Origin of the sequence: Mycobacterium sp. 3519A, assembly GCF_900240945.1 — a bacterium.
Lineage (GTDB): Bacteria > Actinomycetota > Actinomycetes > Mycobacteriales > Mycobacteriaceae > Mycobacterium.
In genome coordinates, this window is sequence record NZ_OESG01000013.1 from 544,624 (window position 1) to 559,362 (window position 14,739).

Genomic DNA, 14,739 nt, shown 5'->3' on the forward strand with positions numbered 1-14,739 from the left:
GCGTCAGACCATCATGCTGATGCGCTCGTCAACGTCGAGCAGGGCCTTGCCGTAAATCTCGTAGCCGACGAATTCGTTCAACCCGGCATGGCGTGCGGCGGTATTGGCGTCGCGCCAGTACTGCTGCATCAGGCTGCTTTCGGCGAAAGAGGCTGCGCCGTGGACGTTCAGCAGGATTTGAATGGCCTCCAGCACCTGCTGTGCGGCATAGCCGAACTGGGCTCGCGCCCGCGCCCGGTCCTCGTAGGAAAGATCGAACCGTTTGGCGACGACCTCGTCGAGGTCATCGGCGACGCCGAAGGCATGCAACTGGGCGGTTTTGAGCTTCAGCGCTGCTTGCGCCATCTGGATCTGTACGCCGACCGAATCGCTCCGTCGGGCAAAGACCGTGTGGTGCATCGACTTCAGCGGCGCCTGCTCGGTGGCCAGCGTGAGAGCCGCGCGCCCGACCCCGAGCATCGTGCCGGCCAGCGGCAATATCGCGACCTGCCCGAACGGCAACTCACCGCTGGCCGACCCCTCGGTCAGCGCGGCCAGCGAGATCAACCGGTGCTGGGGCACGAACACGTCGTTCGCGACATACGTATTGCTGCCCGTGCCACGCATCCCCACGGTGTGCCAGGTGTCCTCGAGCCGAAGCTCCGCGACGGGCACGATGCAGAAGTACGGTTCGGGCGGCTGATCGGGGCCGTCGGTGACCGCCGCCGCCAGAGCCGCCCACGTGGCGTGCGGAGATCCCGATGCGTACCCCCAGCGACCCGTCAAGCGCAGGCCGCCGTCGACCCGCTGGGCAGGACAGGGCATGCCGCTGCCTGCGAATCGGGCGTCGGGATCGGCGAAGATCTCCTGCTGCACCGCTTCCGAGCCGTGGGTGGCTGCCCATGCGGCGGTGGAGGCCAGCCCCACCACCCACCCGGCCGAGGCGTCGGCCTCGGCGAGGACTTCGGTGATCCGCAGAGTGGTCCGCAGATCGATCGGGTATCCACCGAATCTGCGTGGCTTGTTGAGTCTGAAGAAGCCGGCGGCGGTGAGCGCCGCGATCACCTCATCAGGTTGCTTGCGCTGAACTTCGCTGTCGGCGTGGGCTTTTCGCAACAGCGGCTGCAACTCCACCGCCCGGGCCACGAGTTCGCCTTGGGTGGGGTGGGCGTCGCGCTCGATCGTCGTCGTCATGCTCGGGTAAACCCTGACAACGTGTGTGCGCGTTCAATCAGGCCGTAGTGACATCCGTCACGATGCCGACGCCATGTTTTCTGTGAGGGCCTCGACGATCGGCCGCCACACCGGCGCGGGCAAATCGTGGCCCATGCCGTCGACGACCACGTAGCGGGCGCCCGCGATGGCGCGGGCGACGGTGCGGCCGTTGCGCGGACGCACCATCGGATCCTCCGAACCGTGCAGGACGACGGTGGGCGCGACGATGCGCCGGGTGTAGCGCATCAGGTTGCCGGTGCCGAGGATGGCGTCGAACTGGCGCAGCATGCCTTGCGGATAATGGCTGCGGGCGGTCAACTCCTCGACGCGGCGACGCAAATCCTGCTCTGGGGGAAGGAAATTCGGCCCATTGAAGATCGAGATGTTGCGTACCTCGCTGGCCAGCCTCTCCTCGGCGGGGGCATCGGTGCCTGGCGTGTCGAACGCCAGTTTGATCACCCGCCACTTCGGAATCGCCGACATCGGGCTGCCCGCGCCCGTCATGATCAGGCCCAGCGAGCGCACCCGATCGGGACGGCTGCCCGCAAGCACCTGGGCGATCATCCCGCCCATCGATGCGCCGACGACATGTGCGCGCTCGATGCCGAGATGGTCGAGCAGACCGGTGACGTCGCCGGCCAGGTCGACAAGCGTGTACGGGACCGCGCTGCCGCGACCCAGCAGGTACCGCAGCACCCGCGGATAGACCGAGCCATCGGCGCGCAGTCCGTGCATCTTGGTGGACAGGCCGGTGTCGCGGTGGTCGAACCGGATCACCCGGTAGCCGCGGTCGAGCAACCGCGCACAGAAGCCGTCCGGCCACATCGGCAATTGCGCGCCCACCCCCATGATCAGCAGCACGGGCGGATCGCCGAGGTCACCGAGGTCTTCGTAGTAAAGCTGCACCGGAGCCGACGGGCCGCCGCATTCGGCTTTGCCAACTCTGCGCTCTACCATCCAATGTCCTACCGTAGTTTGCTGATACACCGACAAAATCGGGCCCGTTGTGTCTAGGCTTACTTATTTGCTGTATTTGAAGCTTCTTGGGGAGGGAGGCTACCGCAGTGCGGACCCGTCCCGCCGCCCTGGCCATCGTGATGAGCGCCGTGCTCATACTCGCATTGGCGTGGGCCGCGGGATGCGCGGTGCGTCGCACCAACGGCGAACAGCACCATCGGATTCCGACCGTGACGTCGGGATCCGCCCGTTTCCAGGTGTTGTCCCCGACGCTGATCCGCACCGAGTACGCCAGTGACCGCAAGTTCGTCGACGGGCCGACGTTCAATGTGGTTGGCCGCAACGCCTTTCCGGTCACCGCGTACACAACGACTTCCGTCGACGGATGGCTGACGATCGCCACCAGCGCGATGACACTGCGCTACAAGACCGATTCCGGACCCTTCACGCCGCGCAACCTGATCGTGCATCTCAAGGCGGGCGGCCAAGACGTCACCGCCACCCCGTGGCAGCGACCGACCTGCGTCGTCGGCGTCGTCTGCGAAGCGGAGGACTTGACGCCCGTCGGCGCCCAAGCGGCCCACGACCACCCCGGCTATTCCGGCGCCGGTTACCTCGCGGGCGACGGGCTGGAGGCCGACGTCGACATCGAATCACCCGGCCGATATCAGTTCATCGTCCGCTATGCGAAGGCCGGCGTCGGCGCATTCACGCTCGGGGTCGATGGATACCCCGCCCAGACAACGAATTTGGCGCCGACCGCCGACTGGGCCACCGCCGCGGTTCCCCTCGACCTCGCCAAGGGTCACCACCAGTTGAGCCTGTCCGACTCCGGCCCGGTCGCCATCGACTCCGTCGCGCTGGTCGCCCCTGGCGCGCCCCCTCCGACGATGGTTCGGCATCCCCTCGTCGACTGCCAGTTCAACGTCACCTGTGAGGCCGAACGCCTCGGACGCAGCGGTGCCGCCGCCGTCGCCGGCGACCGGCCCGGCTACTCCGGGACAGGATTTGTCACGGGCCTGAATCCCAACTCGGACTTGTTGATTCGCGCCGTCGGCGTGCCGTCGGACGCGCGGTACACGCTGCACGTCCGCTACGCCAACGGCGGGCCCGTGACGCTCACCGTCGGCGGAGTCACCAGAACCGTTGCGCTGCCACCCACAGACGACCGGACCACGTGGGGCACCGCCAGGATCCCCGTGACCTTGCGGGCGGGCACCAGCGACGTCGCGGTCGGCTGTCCGGATGCCGAGGGCTGCGGTGTCACCGTCGACGCGGTCGCTGTCACGTCCGAAGGGGCGGGCATGCCTGCGCCGCACATCCCGCTTGGCGGGTACCGGCGCAGCCTCGATGGGGTGAACGGCGACAACGGTGCCCCGCTCACCACGCCCGGACTGTTGCACCGCGACGGCTGGTACCTGCTCGACGACTCGGCGTCTGCATTGTTCGACACGACGACCAACGAGCTTTCGCCGCGGCCGCAGAACCGCGGCGCGCATCTGGACGGATATCTCTTCGGCTACGGCGCCGACTACAAACGAGGTCTCTCCGACCTCGCGACCCTGACCGGTCCGCCCGCGCTGCTGCCGCCGTGGGCGTACGGCGTGTGGTACTCCGAGAACATCGACCGCACCGCCGACGAACTGCAGAACGACGTCGTGTCCCGCTTTCGGTCGGAGGGCGTACCGCTGGACGTGTTGGTCGTCGACACCGACTACAAGACGCCCGACCACTGGAACGGCTGGCAGATCGACACCGGGAAGTTCCCCGATCCCGAGGGCTTCTTCGACTGGGCCAAAACCCAAGGGCTGCAAACCGTTCTGAACGTGCATCCGAGCATCTCGAAGACCGATCCGCGATTACCCGAGGCGCAGGCCACCGCGCACAACCGGTTGCGATCCGCCGACTGTCCGGCGCCTGGCGGACGGCAGTGCTATGTGTTCGACTGGGCTGACCCCGACCAGTTGCAGGCCTACCTGAACCTGCAGCAGACGATGGAGCGGCTGGGCAACCACTATTGGTGGCTGGACTGGTGTTGCGAGGGCGCCGAGGTCTCGCCGCTGGGCGCGACGCCCGACGCGTGGATCAGCCAGCAGTACGCCGAAACCGCGGAGAAGGGCGGCAGGCGCGGTTTCGTGCTGTCGCGCACCTACGGCTCACCGCGCAGCGGTGCGTCGGGCATGCCGACAGGGCCGTGGGCGGACAAACGCACCACCATTCATTTCACCGGCGACACCTACTCGACATGGGGCACGCTCGCCGGCGAAGTCGGTTGGACACCAGCGGAATCCGTGGCGACCGGGCTGTCGGCGGTCAGCCACGACATCGGCGGGCAACTCGACACCGGTGGTCTGGCCGGATCCGAACTCGAGGCATACGGCCGACGCACCACGAAACTTTCGGATGACCTGTATGCCAGATGGGTGCAACTGGGCACCTTCCAGCCGATCGACCGGTTGCACGGAGACCACAGCGACCGCCTGCCATGGCAGTACGGCCCCGCTGCGCAGGCATCGGCGAAAAAATTCCTCAACCTGCGCGCGAGATTGGTGCCCTACCTCTACACCCTGGCCGACGCCGCGAACCGCACCGGTCTGCCCGTCGTTCGGCCGCTGTACCTGGAGTACCCGGACCAGCCGCAGGCGTACGCCTTCGCCGACACCGAATATCTGTTCGGCCCAGACGTTTTGGTGGCGCCGGTCACCACACCCGGCGACAGGGTGACCAGGACGGTGTGGCTGCCGCCGGGACAGTGGACGAACTTCTTCACCGGCGAGACGTTGCAGGGCGGCACCACGCATCAGGTCAGCAGCGGCCTCGACACGATGCCCGTGTTCGTGAAATCGGGCGCCGTCATTGCGACCCGAACCGACGACACCGCGAACAGCGCCGCGCCGTTGACAGGCGTCACGCTGAACGTCGCAGAAGGCGCGCCAGGGACCTTCACGCTCTACGAGGACGACGGCACCGGCGGCCGCAACCGCCGCGGAGCCACCACCAGGATCGACTACACCGAGTCGCCGGACGAGCACACCATCAGCATCGGCTCCACCGACGGCAGCTTCCGCGACCAGGCGGGCGAGCGCCAGTGGACCATCTCGGTGCTCAACACCGCCGCGCCGACCTCCGTCACGGTCAACGGGTCCGAGGTGGCGCCGTCCGACTACGCCTGGAACGGCGCCACCCGCAACCTGCGAATCACGCTGCCGGTCAGCAGCATTCAGGAGGCGGTGACCGTCAGCTACCGGTGACGTCGGCGGTCGGCCGCCAGCGCTTGATGAAATCGGTCTCCGGCCACTGTTCGTAGGCGGCCATCAACTCGTACATCGTCGCGCGGTCGATCGATTCGCGGATGATGTCGGCGTGCCCCGCGTGCCGGGTCAGTTCCTCGATCAGGTGCAGCGCGACCCAGCGCACCGACCAGTGGTCGATGTCCTGCGGGAACCACGGCACCTCATGCGGCACCGGCACCGGCGTGTCGAGATCGGCCTCGGCGAACACCCGCAGCGTCTCCTCGTTCTGCGCCCGCAACGCGTCGAGCAGGTCGGTGAGGGTGTCGTCGTCGTGCATCACGTACTGGTCGGCGTACTCGGCCATGATCTCCTCCATCGGACGGTCGTCACGCGGCGGGAAGTCCGGCGCGGCCGCGGCCCGTTGCACCCAACCCTTTTGCACACTCGTGGCGTGCTTGATCAGGCCGCCGATGGACAGCGAACTGACCGACGGGGTCGACCGGGCCTGCTCGTCGGTCAGCCCGTACGCCACCGAGAAGAACGCGTTCTGGTTGAACTTCAGGAACTCGAGCAAACTCTGCCGCTCGTCGGAGGCGGGCGGAGGCATTCCTGGCATGGCTACTTTCCCTCTCTTTTGGTGGTGTGCGCGTAAAGATCTCTAATACAAGCAATTTCGGCACCGTGGTGGATGGCTTCGCGATTGATGTGCAGAACGAGTTCGGCCATCGGGTGCTCGGCCCATGGGCCCTCCGCAGGGCCGATCGGGCGCGCCAGAGCCGCTGCGTCCAGTCGCCGCACTCCTGTGATCCATCCTTTGTACGCGTCATCGAGTTGCTGCAGGGCCGTCTGCGCATCGGTGGCGTAGTCCCACGACTGGTAGTCGGCGGCGGGCCCGCCGAAGTGCGAGTGGTTGCGCATCGCGAAGACGCCGACGATGACGTGGGCCAGCCGCCACGCGATGGTGGTGAACGGCGCGGGCTGCGGCGCGGGGTAGGCGAAGTCGATCGAGCCATCGGGGTGCACGGTCCAGCAGTCCGGGACCGGTTGCCAGAAGTACTCGTCGTCGGTCAATCCGTCGAGCCGGGGACGCAGTTGGTGCGTCCAGTGGTAGTCGAGTTGGTCGGCCAGTTGGGTCGTCACGTCACTCATGGGAACAGCGTGACATCCATATAGGACAGTTTCTGTCCTATAACTGTGTCAATCTGATCGGGTGTCCGAAACGACGAGCCGGCTGCTGCAGCTCCTTGGCTTGCTGCAGTCGCGCCGGGTATGGACCTCCGAGGAGCTCGCCCAGCGGCTGTCGGTGACCACCCGCAGCGTGCGCCGCGATGTGGAGCGGCTGCGGGACCTGGGCTATCCGGTGCACGCCAGCAAGGGGCACGGCGGCGGCTATCAACTCGGGGCGGGCGCGGCACTGCCGCCGCTGCTGCTCGACCCCGACGAGGCGGTCGCGATGGCGGTGTGCCTGCGCGTGGCCGCGGGCGGCAGCGTGGCCGGGGTCGGGGAATCGGCGTTGCGCGCGCTGAGCAAGCTCGACCAGGTGATGCCCGCCCGGCTGCGGTCGCAGGTGGCGGCCGTGCACGAGGCGACCGTCACGCTGCCGTCGAACTACTCGGACTCACCGGTCGAACCGGACGTGCTGATGACGTTGGCGCGCGCGTGCCGCGATCACGAACACGTCAACTGCGGCTACGTCGACATCCGCGGTAACGCCACCGATCGGCGCCTCGAGCCCTATCAGCTGGTGACCACCGGCCGGCGCTGGTATCTGCTGGCCTACGACCGCGACCGGCAGGACTGGCGCAGCCTGCGGCTGGACCGGATGGCCGACGTGCACGCGCTCGGCACCACGTTCACCCCGCGGGGGGCGCCCGACGCGGCCGCCTATGTGCGGCGCTCGATCAGCTCGTCGCCGTACCGCTACGTCGCCCGAGTGCGCTATCAGGCTCCCGAACATGTTGTGGCGCAACACTTTTCTGCCGCGTCGGTGACCATCGAACCTGATGGTCCCGACGCCTGCATACTGACCGCCGGTGCGGACGACCCCGACCGCATGGTTTTCTACCTGGCGCTGCCGGACTGCGAATTCGAAGTGCTCGAGCCGCCGGAGGTGATCAGGGCGGTGGGCGCATTGGCCGAACGACTGCGGCGCGCGGCGGGCTAGGCGGTGATCCCGAGCCGGTCGGTCAGGACCAGGAACGCGACCGCGAAGTCGTTGTCGGCGGTGCTTTCGCGGACCTGATTCCAGTTCACCTGCTCGCGGACGGCGCGCACGCCGGGCAGCAGCGCGGCGAAGTCGCAGTGGTGTTCGTTGAGCGAGGTCAGCTTCTCGGAGACCACCAGCGTCGGCGCCAGCACCGGCATCGCGATGGCGAGCACCTCGATGACCTCAGCGCCGCTGATGATGGCCGGGGTGACCGGCACGTCGTTGAGCCGATGCAGCACGTCGACGACGACGTCGTCGACGCAGGCCTTGAACAGCCAGTCCTCGGGCGGGCGATCCACCCGGAAGCCGGCTTCCGCCAGCGTCTTGGCGGCCGTTTCGGCGTCGTCTTCGGCGACGACGAAATCCACGTCGTGCACGGGTTCCGGGGCCCCGTGCACCCACAGCGCATAGCTGCCCGCGAGGGCGAAGTCGGGGCCCTGCGCCTTGAGGGCCGACGCCGCGCGCTTGAGCGCGTCGCGCAAATCGTCATTGCGGCCAAGCACATCGGAATCCGTCATCGTGGGTATGGAGTACCCATGGGGATCCGAATGGCCACCTTCAACATCCTGCACGGGCGCAGTGTCCACGACGGGGCGGTGCACCTGGACAGACTCGTGGCCGCGGTCAAGGAACTGGACCCCGACATCCTGGCGCTGCAGGAGGTCGACTGCGATCAACCGCGCTCGGGCATGGCCGACCTCACTGCGGTCGCCGCCGAGGCGATGGGCGCGGTCAGTCACCGGTTCGTCGCGGCGATCTCCGGAACCCCGGGCGCCACCTGGATGGCCGCCACCGGACGTGAGCAGCCCGGCACCGCCGCATACGGCATCGCGCTGCTGTCCCGCTACCTCGCCGAGAGCTGGCAGGTGGTGCGGCTACCGCGGATCCCAATGCGGTTCCCGATGTACCTTCCCGGCCCACGCCGCGTGCAGATCGTGCACGAGGAGCCGCGGGCGGCGATGGTCGGGCGGTTCGACACCCCGCTGGGACCGCTGACCGTCGCGAACACCCACCTGTCCTTCGTGCCCGGCTGGAACCGGGTGCAGTTGCGGCGGCTGATCCGGGATCTGCGCGGGTTTGACGGCCCGCGGTTCTTGATGGGTGACCTGAACATGACGCCGCCGACGCCGCGCCGGTGGACGCGGATGCGCCCGCTGGGGGAGGCGGCGACGTTTCCTGCCGACGGGCCGTGCAATCAGCTCGACCACATCCTGACCGACGATGCGTCGGTGCGGGTCGAGGAGTGCGCGGCGCCGAGGTTGCCCATTTCCGACCATCGGGCACTGGTTGTCGACATCTCGCAGGCGTGAGCCTGCGTTCAGGATTCCGTTCTGTGGATGAGCAACTCGCTGAGATCAAGGATCTGATCATCGAGGGCCGTAACAGCCGCTGAGCGCCGTAGTGTTGTTGGCGTGCAGGTCATCTCCGCGGAGTCGACGGAGCTATTCGTCGGTCCGGCCGACGATCCGCTGCAGATAGTGCGCGTCGGGTACACCGGCGGTGGCGGTGAAATCCTCGTCGAGGGCGACGGTCTCACAGGTCGCGTAGAAGTAGCGGCCGGCGACGGCAGCGTCGAGATCCCCGTCCGTGTCGACTCGCCGACGCCAGGAGAGCAGCGGCCGGCCCGCGCCGGTGACGCGTCGTTCGTGTTCACCGTCGCCGAGCCCGGCTGGACGCTGTACATGATCAGCCACTTCCACTACGACCCGGTTTGGTGGAACACCCAGGCGGCCTACACCAGCGTCTGGAGCGAGGATCCACCAGGCCGCTGCCGTCAGACCAACGGGTTCGAGTTGGTGCGCGCGCATCTGGAGATGGCCCGCCGGGAGCTGGAGTACAAGTTCGTGCTGGCCGAGGTCGACTATCTCAAGCCGTACTGGGACACCCACCCCGAGGACCGCGAGGATCTGCGCCGGTTTCTCGCCGACGGCCGCATCGAGGTGATGGGCGGCGCGTACAACGAACCGAACACCAACCTCACCAGCGCCGAGACCACCATCCGAAACTTCGTGCACGGCACGGGCTTTCAACGCGACATCATGGGCGCCGACCCGGCCACCGCATGGCAGCTGGACGTCTTCGGCCACGACCCGCAGTTCCCGGGGATGGCCGCCGACGCCGGGCTGACATCCAGTTCGTGGGCCCGCGGCCCGCACCATCAGTGGGGCCCGGTCGCCGGTGGTGGCGACCCCCGGCGCATGCAGTTCTCCAGCGAGTTCGAATGGATCGCGCCGTCCGGGCGCGGCCTGTTGACGCATTACATGCCCGCGCATTATTCGGCGGGCTGGTGGATGGACTCGTCGGCGACGCTCGCCGAGGCCGAGCAGGCGACCTACGAGTTGTTCGCCACGCTGAAGACGGTCGCGCTGACCCGCAACGTGCTACTGCCCGTCGGCACCGACTACACCCCACCCAACAAGTGGGTCACCGACATCCACCGCGACTGGAATGCCCGCTACACCTGGCCCCGGTTCGTCTGCGCGCTGCCCCGCGAGTTCTTCGCCGCCGTGCGCGACGAACTCCAGCAGCGTGGTCTGGCGGCGTCGCCGCAGACCAGGGACATGAACCCGATCTACACCGGCTGTCACGTGTCGTACATCGACACCAAGCAGGCCAACCGCGCCGCCGAGGACGCGGTGCTGGATGCCGAACGGTTCTCGGTGTTCGCCGGCCTGCTCGGCGGGGCGACGTATCCGCAGGCGGCGATGGCCAAGGCATGGGTGCAGTTGGCCTACGGCGCGCACCACGACGCGATCACCGGATCGGAATCCGATCAGGTGTACCTGGACCTGCTCACCGGATGGCGCGACGCGTGGCAGCTCGGCGTTACCGCGCGGGACAACGCGCTGCGGCTGCTGTCCGCGGCTATCGACGCGCCGGTGGTGGTGTGGAACCCGTTGGCGCACAAGCGCTCCGATGTGGTGACCGCTCGGCTGCCCCGCGCGCTGGCCGAGGGTGTTCGAGTGCTGGACGCCGACGGCACCGAGTTACCCGTGCAGGTCGAACACGGCGGCCGGTCGGTGAGCTGGCTGGCCCGCGACGTGCCGTCGGTCGGCTGGCAGTCCTATCGGCTGGCCTCGGGTGGCGGGTCCTCGGGCTGGGAACCGTTGGCAGGCACCAGCATTGGCAACGAGGCCTACCGGCTGACCGTGGATCCAGCCCGCGGCGGCGGGGTCAGCTCTGTCGTCGAGGTCGACTCCGGTCGCGAACTGATCGCCGACGGACGAGTCGGCAACGAACTTGCCGTGTACGACGAGTATCCCGCGCACCCGGAGGCGGGGGAGGGGCCCTGGCACCTACTTCCCAAAGGACCGGTCGTCGCGTCGTCGGCCGACCCGGCCTCGGTGCAGGCCTACCGCGGGCCGCTCGGCGAGCGGCTGGTGATCCATGGTCGCATCGGAGATCTGCTGCGCTACAAGCAAACCGTGACGCTGTGGCGGGGCGTGGCCCGGGTGGACTGTCGCACCACCGTCGACGAGTTCACCGGCGCCGACAAGCTGCTGCGGCTGCGGTGGCCGTGCCCTGTGCCTGGCGCGCTGCCGGTCAGCGAGGTCGGCGACGCGGTGATCGGCCGCGGATTCGGGTTGACGCATGAGCGGGGCGCGCTCGACGCGGTGGACGCGGCGCAGCATCCCTGGACGCTCGACAACCCGGCGTACGGTTGGTTCGGCCTTTCGTCGGCCGTACGTGTGCGCGTGGGTGCGGACCTGCGTGCAGTGTCGGTCGCCGAAGTGGTGGCTCCGACGGAATCGGTGTCGGCGCCGTTGGCGCGTGGCCTCATGGTCGCGCTCGTCCGTGCCGGTGTCACCGCCACCTGCAGCAGCGCGAACAAGCCGCGATACGGCGACCTGTCCGTCGACTCCAACCTGCCGGACGCGCGGATCACCCTCGGCGGCCCTGACGAAAACGATTTCACCGCAGCAGTTCTCGCGGACGCCGATCCGGTCTATGCCGAAGACCTGAAGCGGCAACTCGACACCTGCGGCACCGCCAGGGTGTGGGTGCCTGCCGTATCGCCGCTGGCGGACCAGTGGGTGCCGAGCGCCGATCTGCGCGCAGTGCGTGCGCTGCCGGTGCTGATCGTCGCTGGCGCGGCGCTCGAGGACGCCGTCGGCGCCGTCGTCGACGATCTCGCCGACTTCGAGATCGAGGTGAGCCAGACCGCGCCATCGGCGATCGAGCGGTTCGCGGATCGCACCGTCGCGGTGCTCAACCGCGGTATGCCCGGCTTCGCCGTCGATTCCGACGGCACGCTGCACATGTCGCTGATGCGCTCGTGTACCGGATGGCCGTCGGGCACCTGGATCGACCCGCCGCGGCGCACCGCACCAGACGGTTCGAACTTCCAATTGCAGCACTGGACACACACATTCGAGTACGCGGTGGTCTCAGGTGACGGAGATTGGCGGCAGGCCGATATTCCTGCTCGAAGCGCGGAGTTCTCCCGTCCGCTGCTGGCGGTGGCCGACAACGACCGACCGTTCGGCGGTCTGCCAGCGTGGGGGTCGCTGCTCGAGATCGAGCCCGCGGGCAAGGTGGCACTCGGGGCGCTGAAGACTGCGGGCAACCCGCTGGCGGCGGGCAGCGGGCAGCATGTCGACCCCGCGGACGGCGTCGCGCTGCGGCTGGTCGAAACATGCGGAGCCACCACCGATGTCGTGGTCCGTTCGGGGCTGAGGCGGATCACCGCGGCGTCGCGCGTCGACCTGCTCGAGCAGCCCCGACTGCAGGAGATGGCGTCGGATTCGTTGACGCTGCACGGCTATGAGATCGCCACCGTCCTGGCCCGGCTGAACATGCCGCGGGTGCTCGAGGCCGACCACGCCGAACTTGCCCCTGAGGCGGAAGCCGCGCAGCCGCTGTACGCCAGGTATTGGCTGCACAACCGTGGCCCCGCCGCCGTCGGCGGTCTGCCCGCCGTCGCGCACCTGCACCCGCAGCACGTCGACCTGTCACCGAATTCGGCAGTACCGCTTCGCCTTACGGTGGTCAGCGACAGCAGCGACGCGGCGCTGCACGGCAAGGTCCGGGTGCTGTGCCCGACCGGATGCAGCGTGGAACCTGCCGATCTGCCGTTCGTGCTGCCGCCCGGGGAGCACCTCGACGCCGAACTCACGCTGAGGGTGGCACCGGATGCGCCGCGCGGATTGCTGCCCGTGCGTGCCGAACTGGCCGTGACGGGCAGCGACGCGGCGACGATACCCCCGTCCTGGCGGCAGCTGGTCGAGGACGTGTGCGTGGTGTCGGTCGATGCCTCGGACGATCAACTGCTGAAATTGGTCAGCGATCCGGAGCCGGTGGAGTTGTCGCCGGGTGACACCGGGCGGCTGGCGGTCACCGTCGGCACCGACGCCTATGCCGATTTGGCGGTGGAGGCGCATCTGATCAGCCCGTGGGGAACCTGGGAGTGGATGGGACCCGCAGCGATCGGCCGCGAACTGCCCGCCCGCGGGACGCTCGAAATCGGCTTCGACGTTGCGCCCCCGGCGGGGCTGGAACCCGGCGAATGGTGGGCGCTGATCCGGGTCGGCTGCGCGGGCACACTGCTGTACTCGCCGGCGGTGAAGGTGACGGTGCGATGAGTTCAGCGAGAAGTGCAGACGGATCGCGCACATCCATCGCGGCGACGGTTGGGGGCGTGCCGGTGGCGATCGCCGAGGTCGACGCCCGCGAGGACCTGCTGCGCCGGTCACGGATCGCCTCGGCGCTGCCCCGCCGCGGCACGAGTGAGGGTCGACAGTTGCGCCGCTGGCTGACTCAGCTGCTCGTCACGGAGCGGGTGGCCGTGGCGGAGGCGGCGGCGCGTGGGCTGACCGCCGACGACGCGCCCGCCGAGGACGCGTTGCTGCCGGACACGACCGCACGGCTGGAGATCGGCAGCGTCGCGGCCGCCGTGCTGTCGCACCCCGCGGCGCGTGCGTTGTTCGTCGACGTGACCGCGTCCGTCGACATCGCCGAGGCGCAGGTGCGCGACTACCGTGACCACAACCCGCGGCGGTTCAGCAGCGACGCCGAGGTCGCCGACCACCTGCTCGGCGCCGCCCGGCGTCGCGCATTCCGGTTGTGGCTGGATGGGCGATGCGCCGAATTGGTCGAGCTTGCACCGGGTTACGAGCATCCCGGCGACCCCCGTCAGCCCGACAACACCCACCGGCACTGATGACGCTGGCACTCGTGCTCGACATCGGTGGCACGAAGATCGCGGCCGGGCTCGTCGACGGGGACGGGACGCTGGTGCACCACGCCAAGCTGCCGACACCGGACGGGGACGCCGAGGCGGTGTGGACGGTCGTCGAGGTGTTGGTCACCGAAACCCTCGCCTCGGCCAGGGGAGACGTGCGAGGCGTCGGGATCTCGTCGGCCGGTCCGATCGACCTGCCGAGCGGAACCGTCAGCCCCATCAATATCACGCAGTGGCAACGCTTTCCGATCGTCGACCGGGTGATGGCCCTCACCGGTGCGCCGGTCAGGCTCGGCGGCGACGGGCTGTGCATGGCCCTGGGAGAGCGGTGGCGTGGCGCGGGCCGCGGCGCCCAGTTCCTGCTCGGCATGGTGGTCTCCACCGGCGTCGGCGGTGGCCTCGTCCTCGACGGCGCCCCCTATGACGGGCGGACCGGCAACGCCGGCCACGTCGGCCACGTCGTCGTCGACCCCGACGGTGGCCCCTGCTCGTGCGGCGGCCGCGGCTGCGTCGAGACGATCGCCGCAGGACCGCGGATGGCCCACTGGGCTCGCGAAAATGGTTGGGATGCACCGGAAGAGGCTGACGCGAAGGAACTGGCGGACGCCGCCAATGCGGGCGACCCGGTGGCACTGCGCGCCTTTCGCCGCGGCGCGACGGCGGTGGCGGCGATGATCGCATCCGTCGGGGCGGTGTGCGACCTCGACCTCGTCGTCATCGGCGGCGGGGTGGCCAAGTCCGGCGGGTTGCTGTTCGACCCGGTCCGCGAAAAGTTGACCACCCTCGCCCGCCTCGACTTCATCCGCGATCTGCGCGTGCTGCCCGCCGAACTCGGCGGCGAGGCGGGCCTGGTCGGCGCGGCGGCGCTGCTGGACGCCTCGGATCAGCTAGCTACCTGACCACCACACCGACCTAACTCGGCCATCGGTTCTGATGGCCAGTCCATAATTCCATTGCGTTACCAAAAC

General features: G+C 68.5%; 11 protein-coding genes. 6 read left to right on the forward strand and 5 right to left on the reverse strand.

Annotated features, from left to right (window positions below; translation table 11 throughout):
• Positions 1-3: 3 nt before the first annotated feature.
• Positions 4-1,173: an acyl-CoA dehydrogenase family protein gene (locus C1A30_RS10435; RefSeq protein WP_101948226.1), complete on the reverse strand. Its 1,170-nt coding sequence runs from the start codon at positions 1,171-1,173 to the stop codon at positions 4-6.
• A gap of 57 nt (positions 1,174-1,230) precedes the next feature.
• Positions 1,231-2,151, reverse strand: coding sequence for an alpha/beta fold hydrolase (locus C1A30_RS10440; protein WP_101948229.1), 921 nt, complete (start codon positions 2,149-2,151; stop codon positions 1,231-1,233).
• Positions 2,152-2,258: 107 nt separating this feature from the next.
• Here C1A30_RS10440 and C1A30_RS10445 point away from each other — a divergent pair, with 107 nt between their 5' ends.
• Positions 2,259-5,402 carry a TIM-barrel domain-containing protein gene (locus C1A30_RS10445; protein WP_200828234.1) on the forward strand — a complete coding sequence of 1,048 codons (3,144 nt, stop codon included), beginning with the start codon at positions 2,259-2,261 and terminating at the stop codon, positions 5,400-5,402.
• Here C1A30_RS10445 and C1A30_RS10450 read toward each other — a convergent pair.
• Positions 5,389-6,000 carry a DinB family protein gene (locus tag C1A30_RS10450; RefSeq protein ID WP_101948231.1) on the reverse strand — a complete coding sequence of 204 codons (612 nt, stop codon included), beginning with the start codon at positions 5,998-6,000 and terminating at the stop codon, positions 5,389-5,391. The two genes, C1A30_RS10445 and C1A30_RS10450, sit on opposite strands and share 14 nt — an antisense overlap.
• A gap of 2 nt (positions 6,001-6,002) precedes the next feature.
• On the reverse strand, positions 6,003-6,533 hold the full coding sequence (locus tag C1A30_RS10455; protein WP_101948233.1) for a DinB family protein: 531 nt from the start codon (positions 6,531-6,533) through the stop codon (positions 6,003-6,005).
• 61 nt (positions 6,534-6,594) lie between these two features.
• On the opposite strand from C1A30_RS10455, the gene C1A30_RS10460 reads away from it, so the two are divergent.
• Positions 6,595-7,548, forward strand: coding sequence for a YafY family protein (locus C1A30_RS10460; protein ID WP_101948235.1), 954 nt, complete (start codon positions 6,595-6,597; stop codon positions 7,546-7,548).
• On the opposite strand, the gene C1A30_RS10465 is transcribed toward C1A30_RS10460, so the two are convergent.
• Positions 7,545-8,108: a nucleotidyltransferase gene (locus C1A30_RS10465; protein ID WP_101948237.1), complete on the reverse strand. Its 564-nt coding sequence runs from the start codon at positions 8,106-8,108 to the stop codon at positions 7,545-7,547. The genes C1A30_RS10460 and C1A30_RS10465 overlap by 4 nt on opposite strands.
• 24 nt (positions 8,109-8,132) lie before the next feature.
• Here C1A30_RS10465 and C1A30_RS10470 point away from each other — a divergent pair, with 24 nt between their 5' ends.
• The 4 genes from C1A30_RS10470 (at position 8,133) to C1A30_RS10485 (ending at position 14,670) form a co-directional block, all read left to right on the forward strand.
• Complete coding sequence (locus C1A30_RS10470; RefSeq protein ID WP_200828336.1) at positions 8,133-8,900, forward strand: endonuclease/exonuclease/phosphatase family protein; 768 nt, start codon at positions 8,133-8,135, stop codon at positions 8,898-8,900.
• A 102-nt stretch (positions 8,901-9,002) separates the two neighbouring features.
• Entirely contained in the window at positions 9,003-13,172 is a 4,170-nt protein-coding gene (locus C1A30_RS10475) for an NEW3 domain-containing protein (RefSeq protein ID WP_101948241.1), read from the forward strand.
• Entirely contained in the window at positions 13,169-13,750 is a 582-nt protein-coding gene (locus tag C1A30_RS10480) for a malonyl CoA-ACP transacylase (RefSeq protein ID WP_101950113.1), read from the forward strand. Before C1A30_RS10475 ends, C1A30_RS10480 begins: the two co-directional genes overlap by 4 nt.
• The gene (locus C1A30_RS10485) at positions 13,750-14,670 is read left to right on the forward strand and encodes an ROK family protein (protein ID WP_101948243.1); all 921 of its coding nucleotides are present in this window, start codon (positions 13,750-13,752) and stop codon (positions 14,668-14,670) included. The genes C1A30_RS10480 and C1A30_RS10485 overlap by 1 nt, the downstream gene beginning before the upstream one ends.
• Positions 14,671-14,739 lie beyond the last annotated feature (69 nt).

Bases quoted from the DNA above. Each gene is read 5' to 3' on its own strand.
- C1A30_RS10435 (WP_101948226.1), bottom strand. From the start codon at position 1,173: ATGACGACGACGATCGAGCGCGACGCCCACCCCACCCAAGGCGAACTC.
- C1A30_RS10440 (WP_101948229.1), bottom strand. From the start codon at position 2,151: ATGGTAGAGCGCAGAGTTGGCAAAGCCGAATGCGGCGGCCCGTCGGCT.
- C1A30_RS10450 (WP_101948231.1), bottom strand. From the start codon at position 6,000: ATGCCAGGAATGCCTCCGCCCGCCTCCGACGAGCGGCAGAGTTTGCTC.
- C1A30_RS10455 (WP_101948233.1), bottom strand. From the start codon at position 6,533: ATGAGTGACGTGACGACCCAACTGGCCGACCAACTCGACTACCACTGG.
- C1A30_RS10465 (WP_101948237.1), bottom strand. From the start codon at position 8,108: ATGACGGATTCCGATGTGCTTGGCCGCAATGACGATTTGCGCGACGCG.
- C1A30_RS10480 (WP_101950113.1), top strand. From the start codon at position 13,169: ATGAGTTCAGCGAGAAGTGCAGACGGATCGCGCACATCCATCGCGGCG.
- C1A30_RS10485 (WP_101948243.1), top strand. From the start codon at position 13,750: ATGACGCTGGCACTCGTGCTCGACATCGGTGGCACGAAGATCGCGGCC.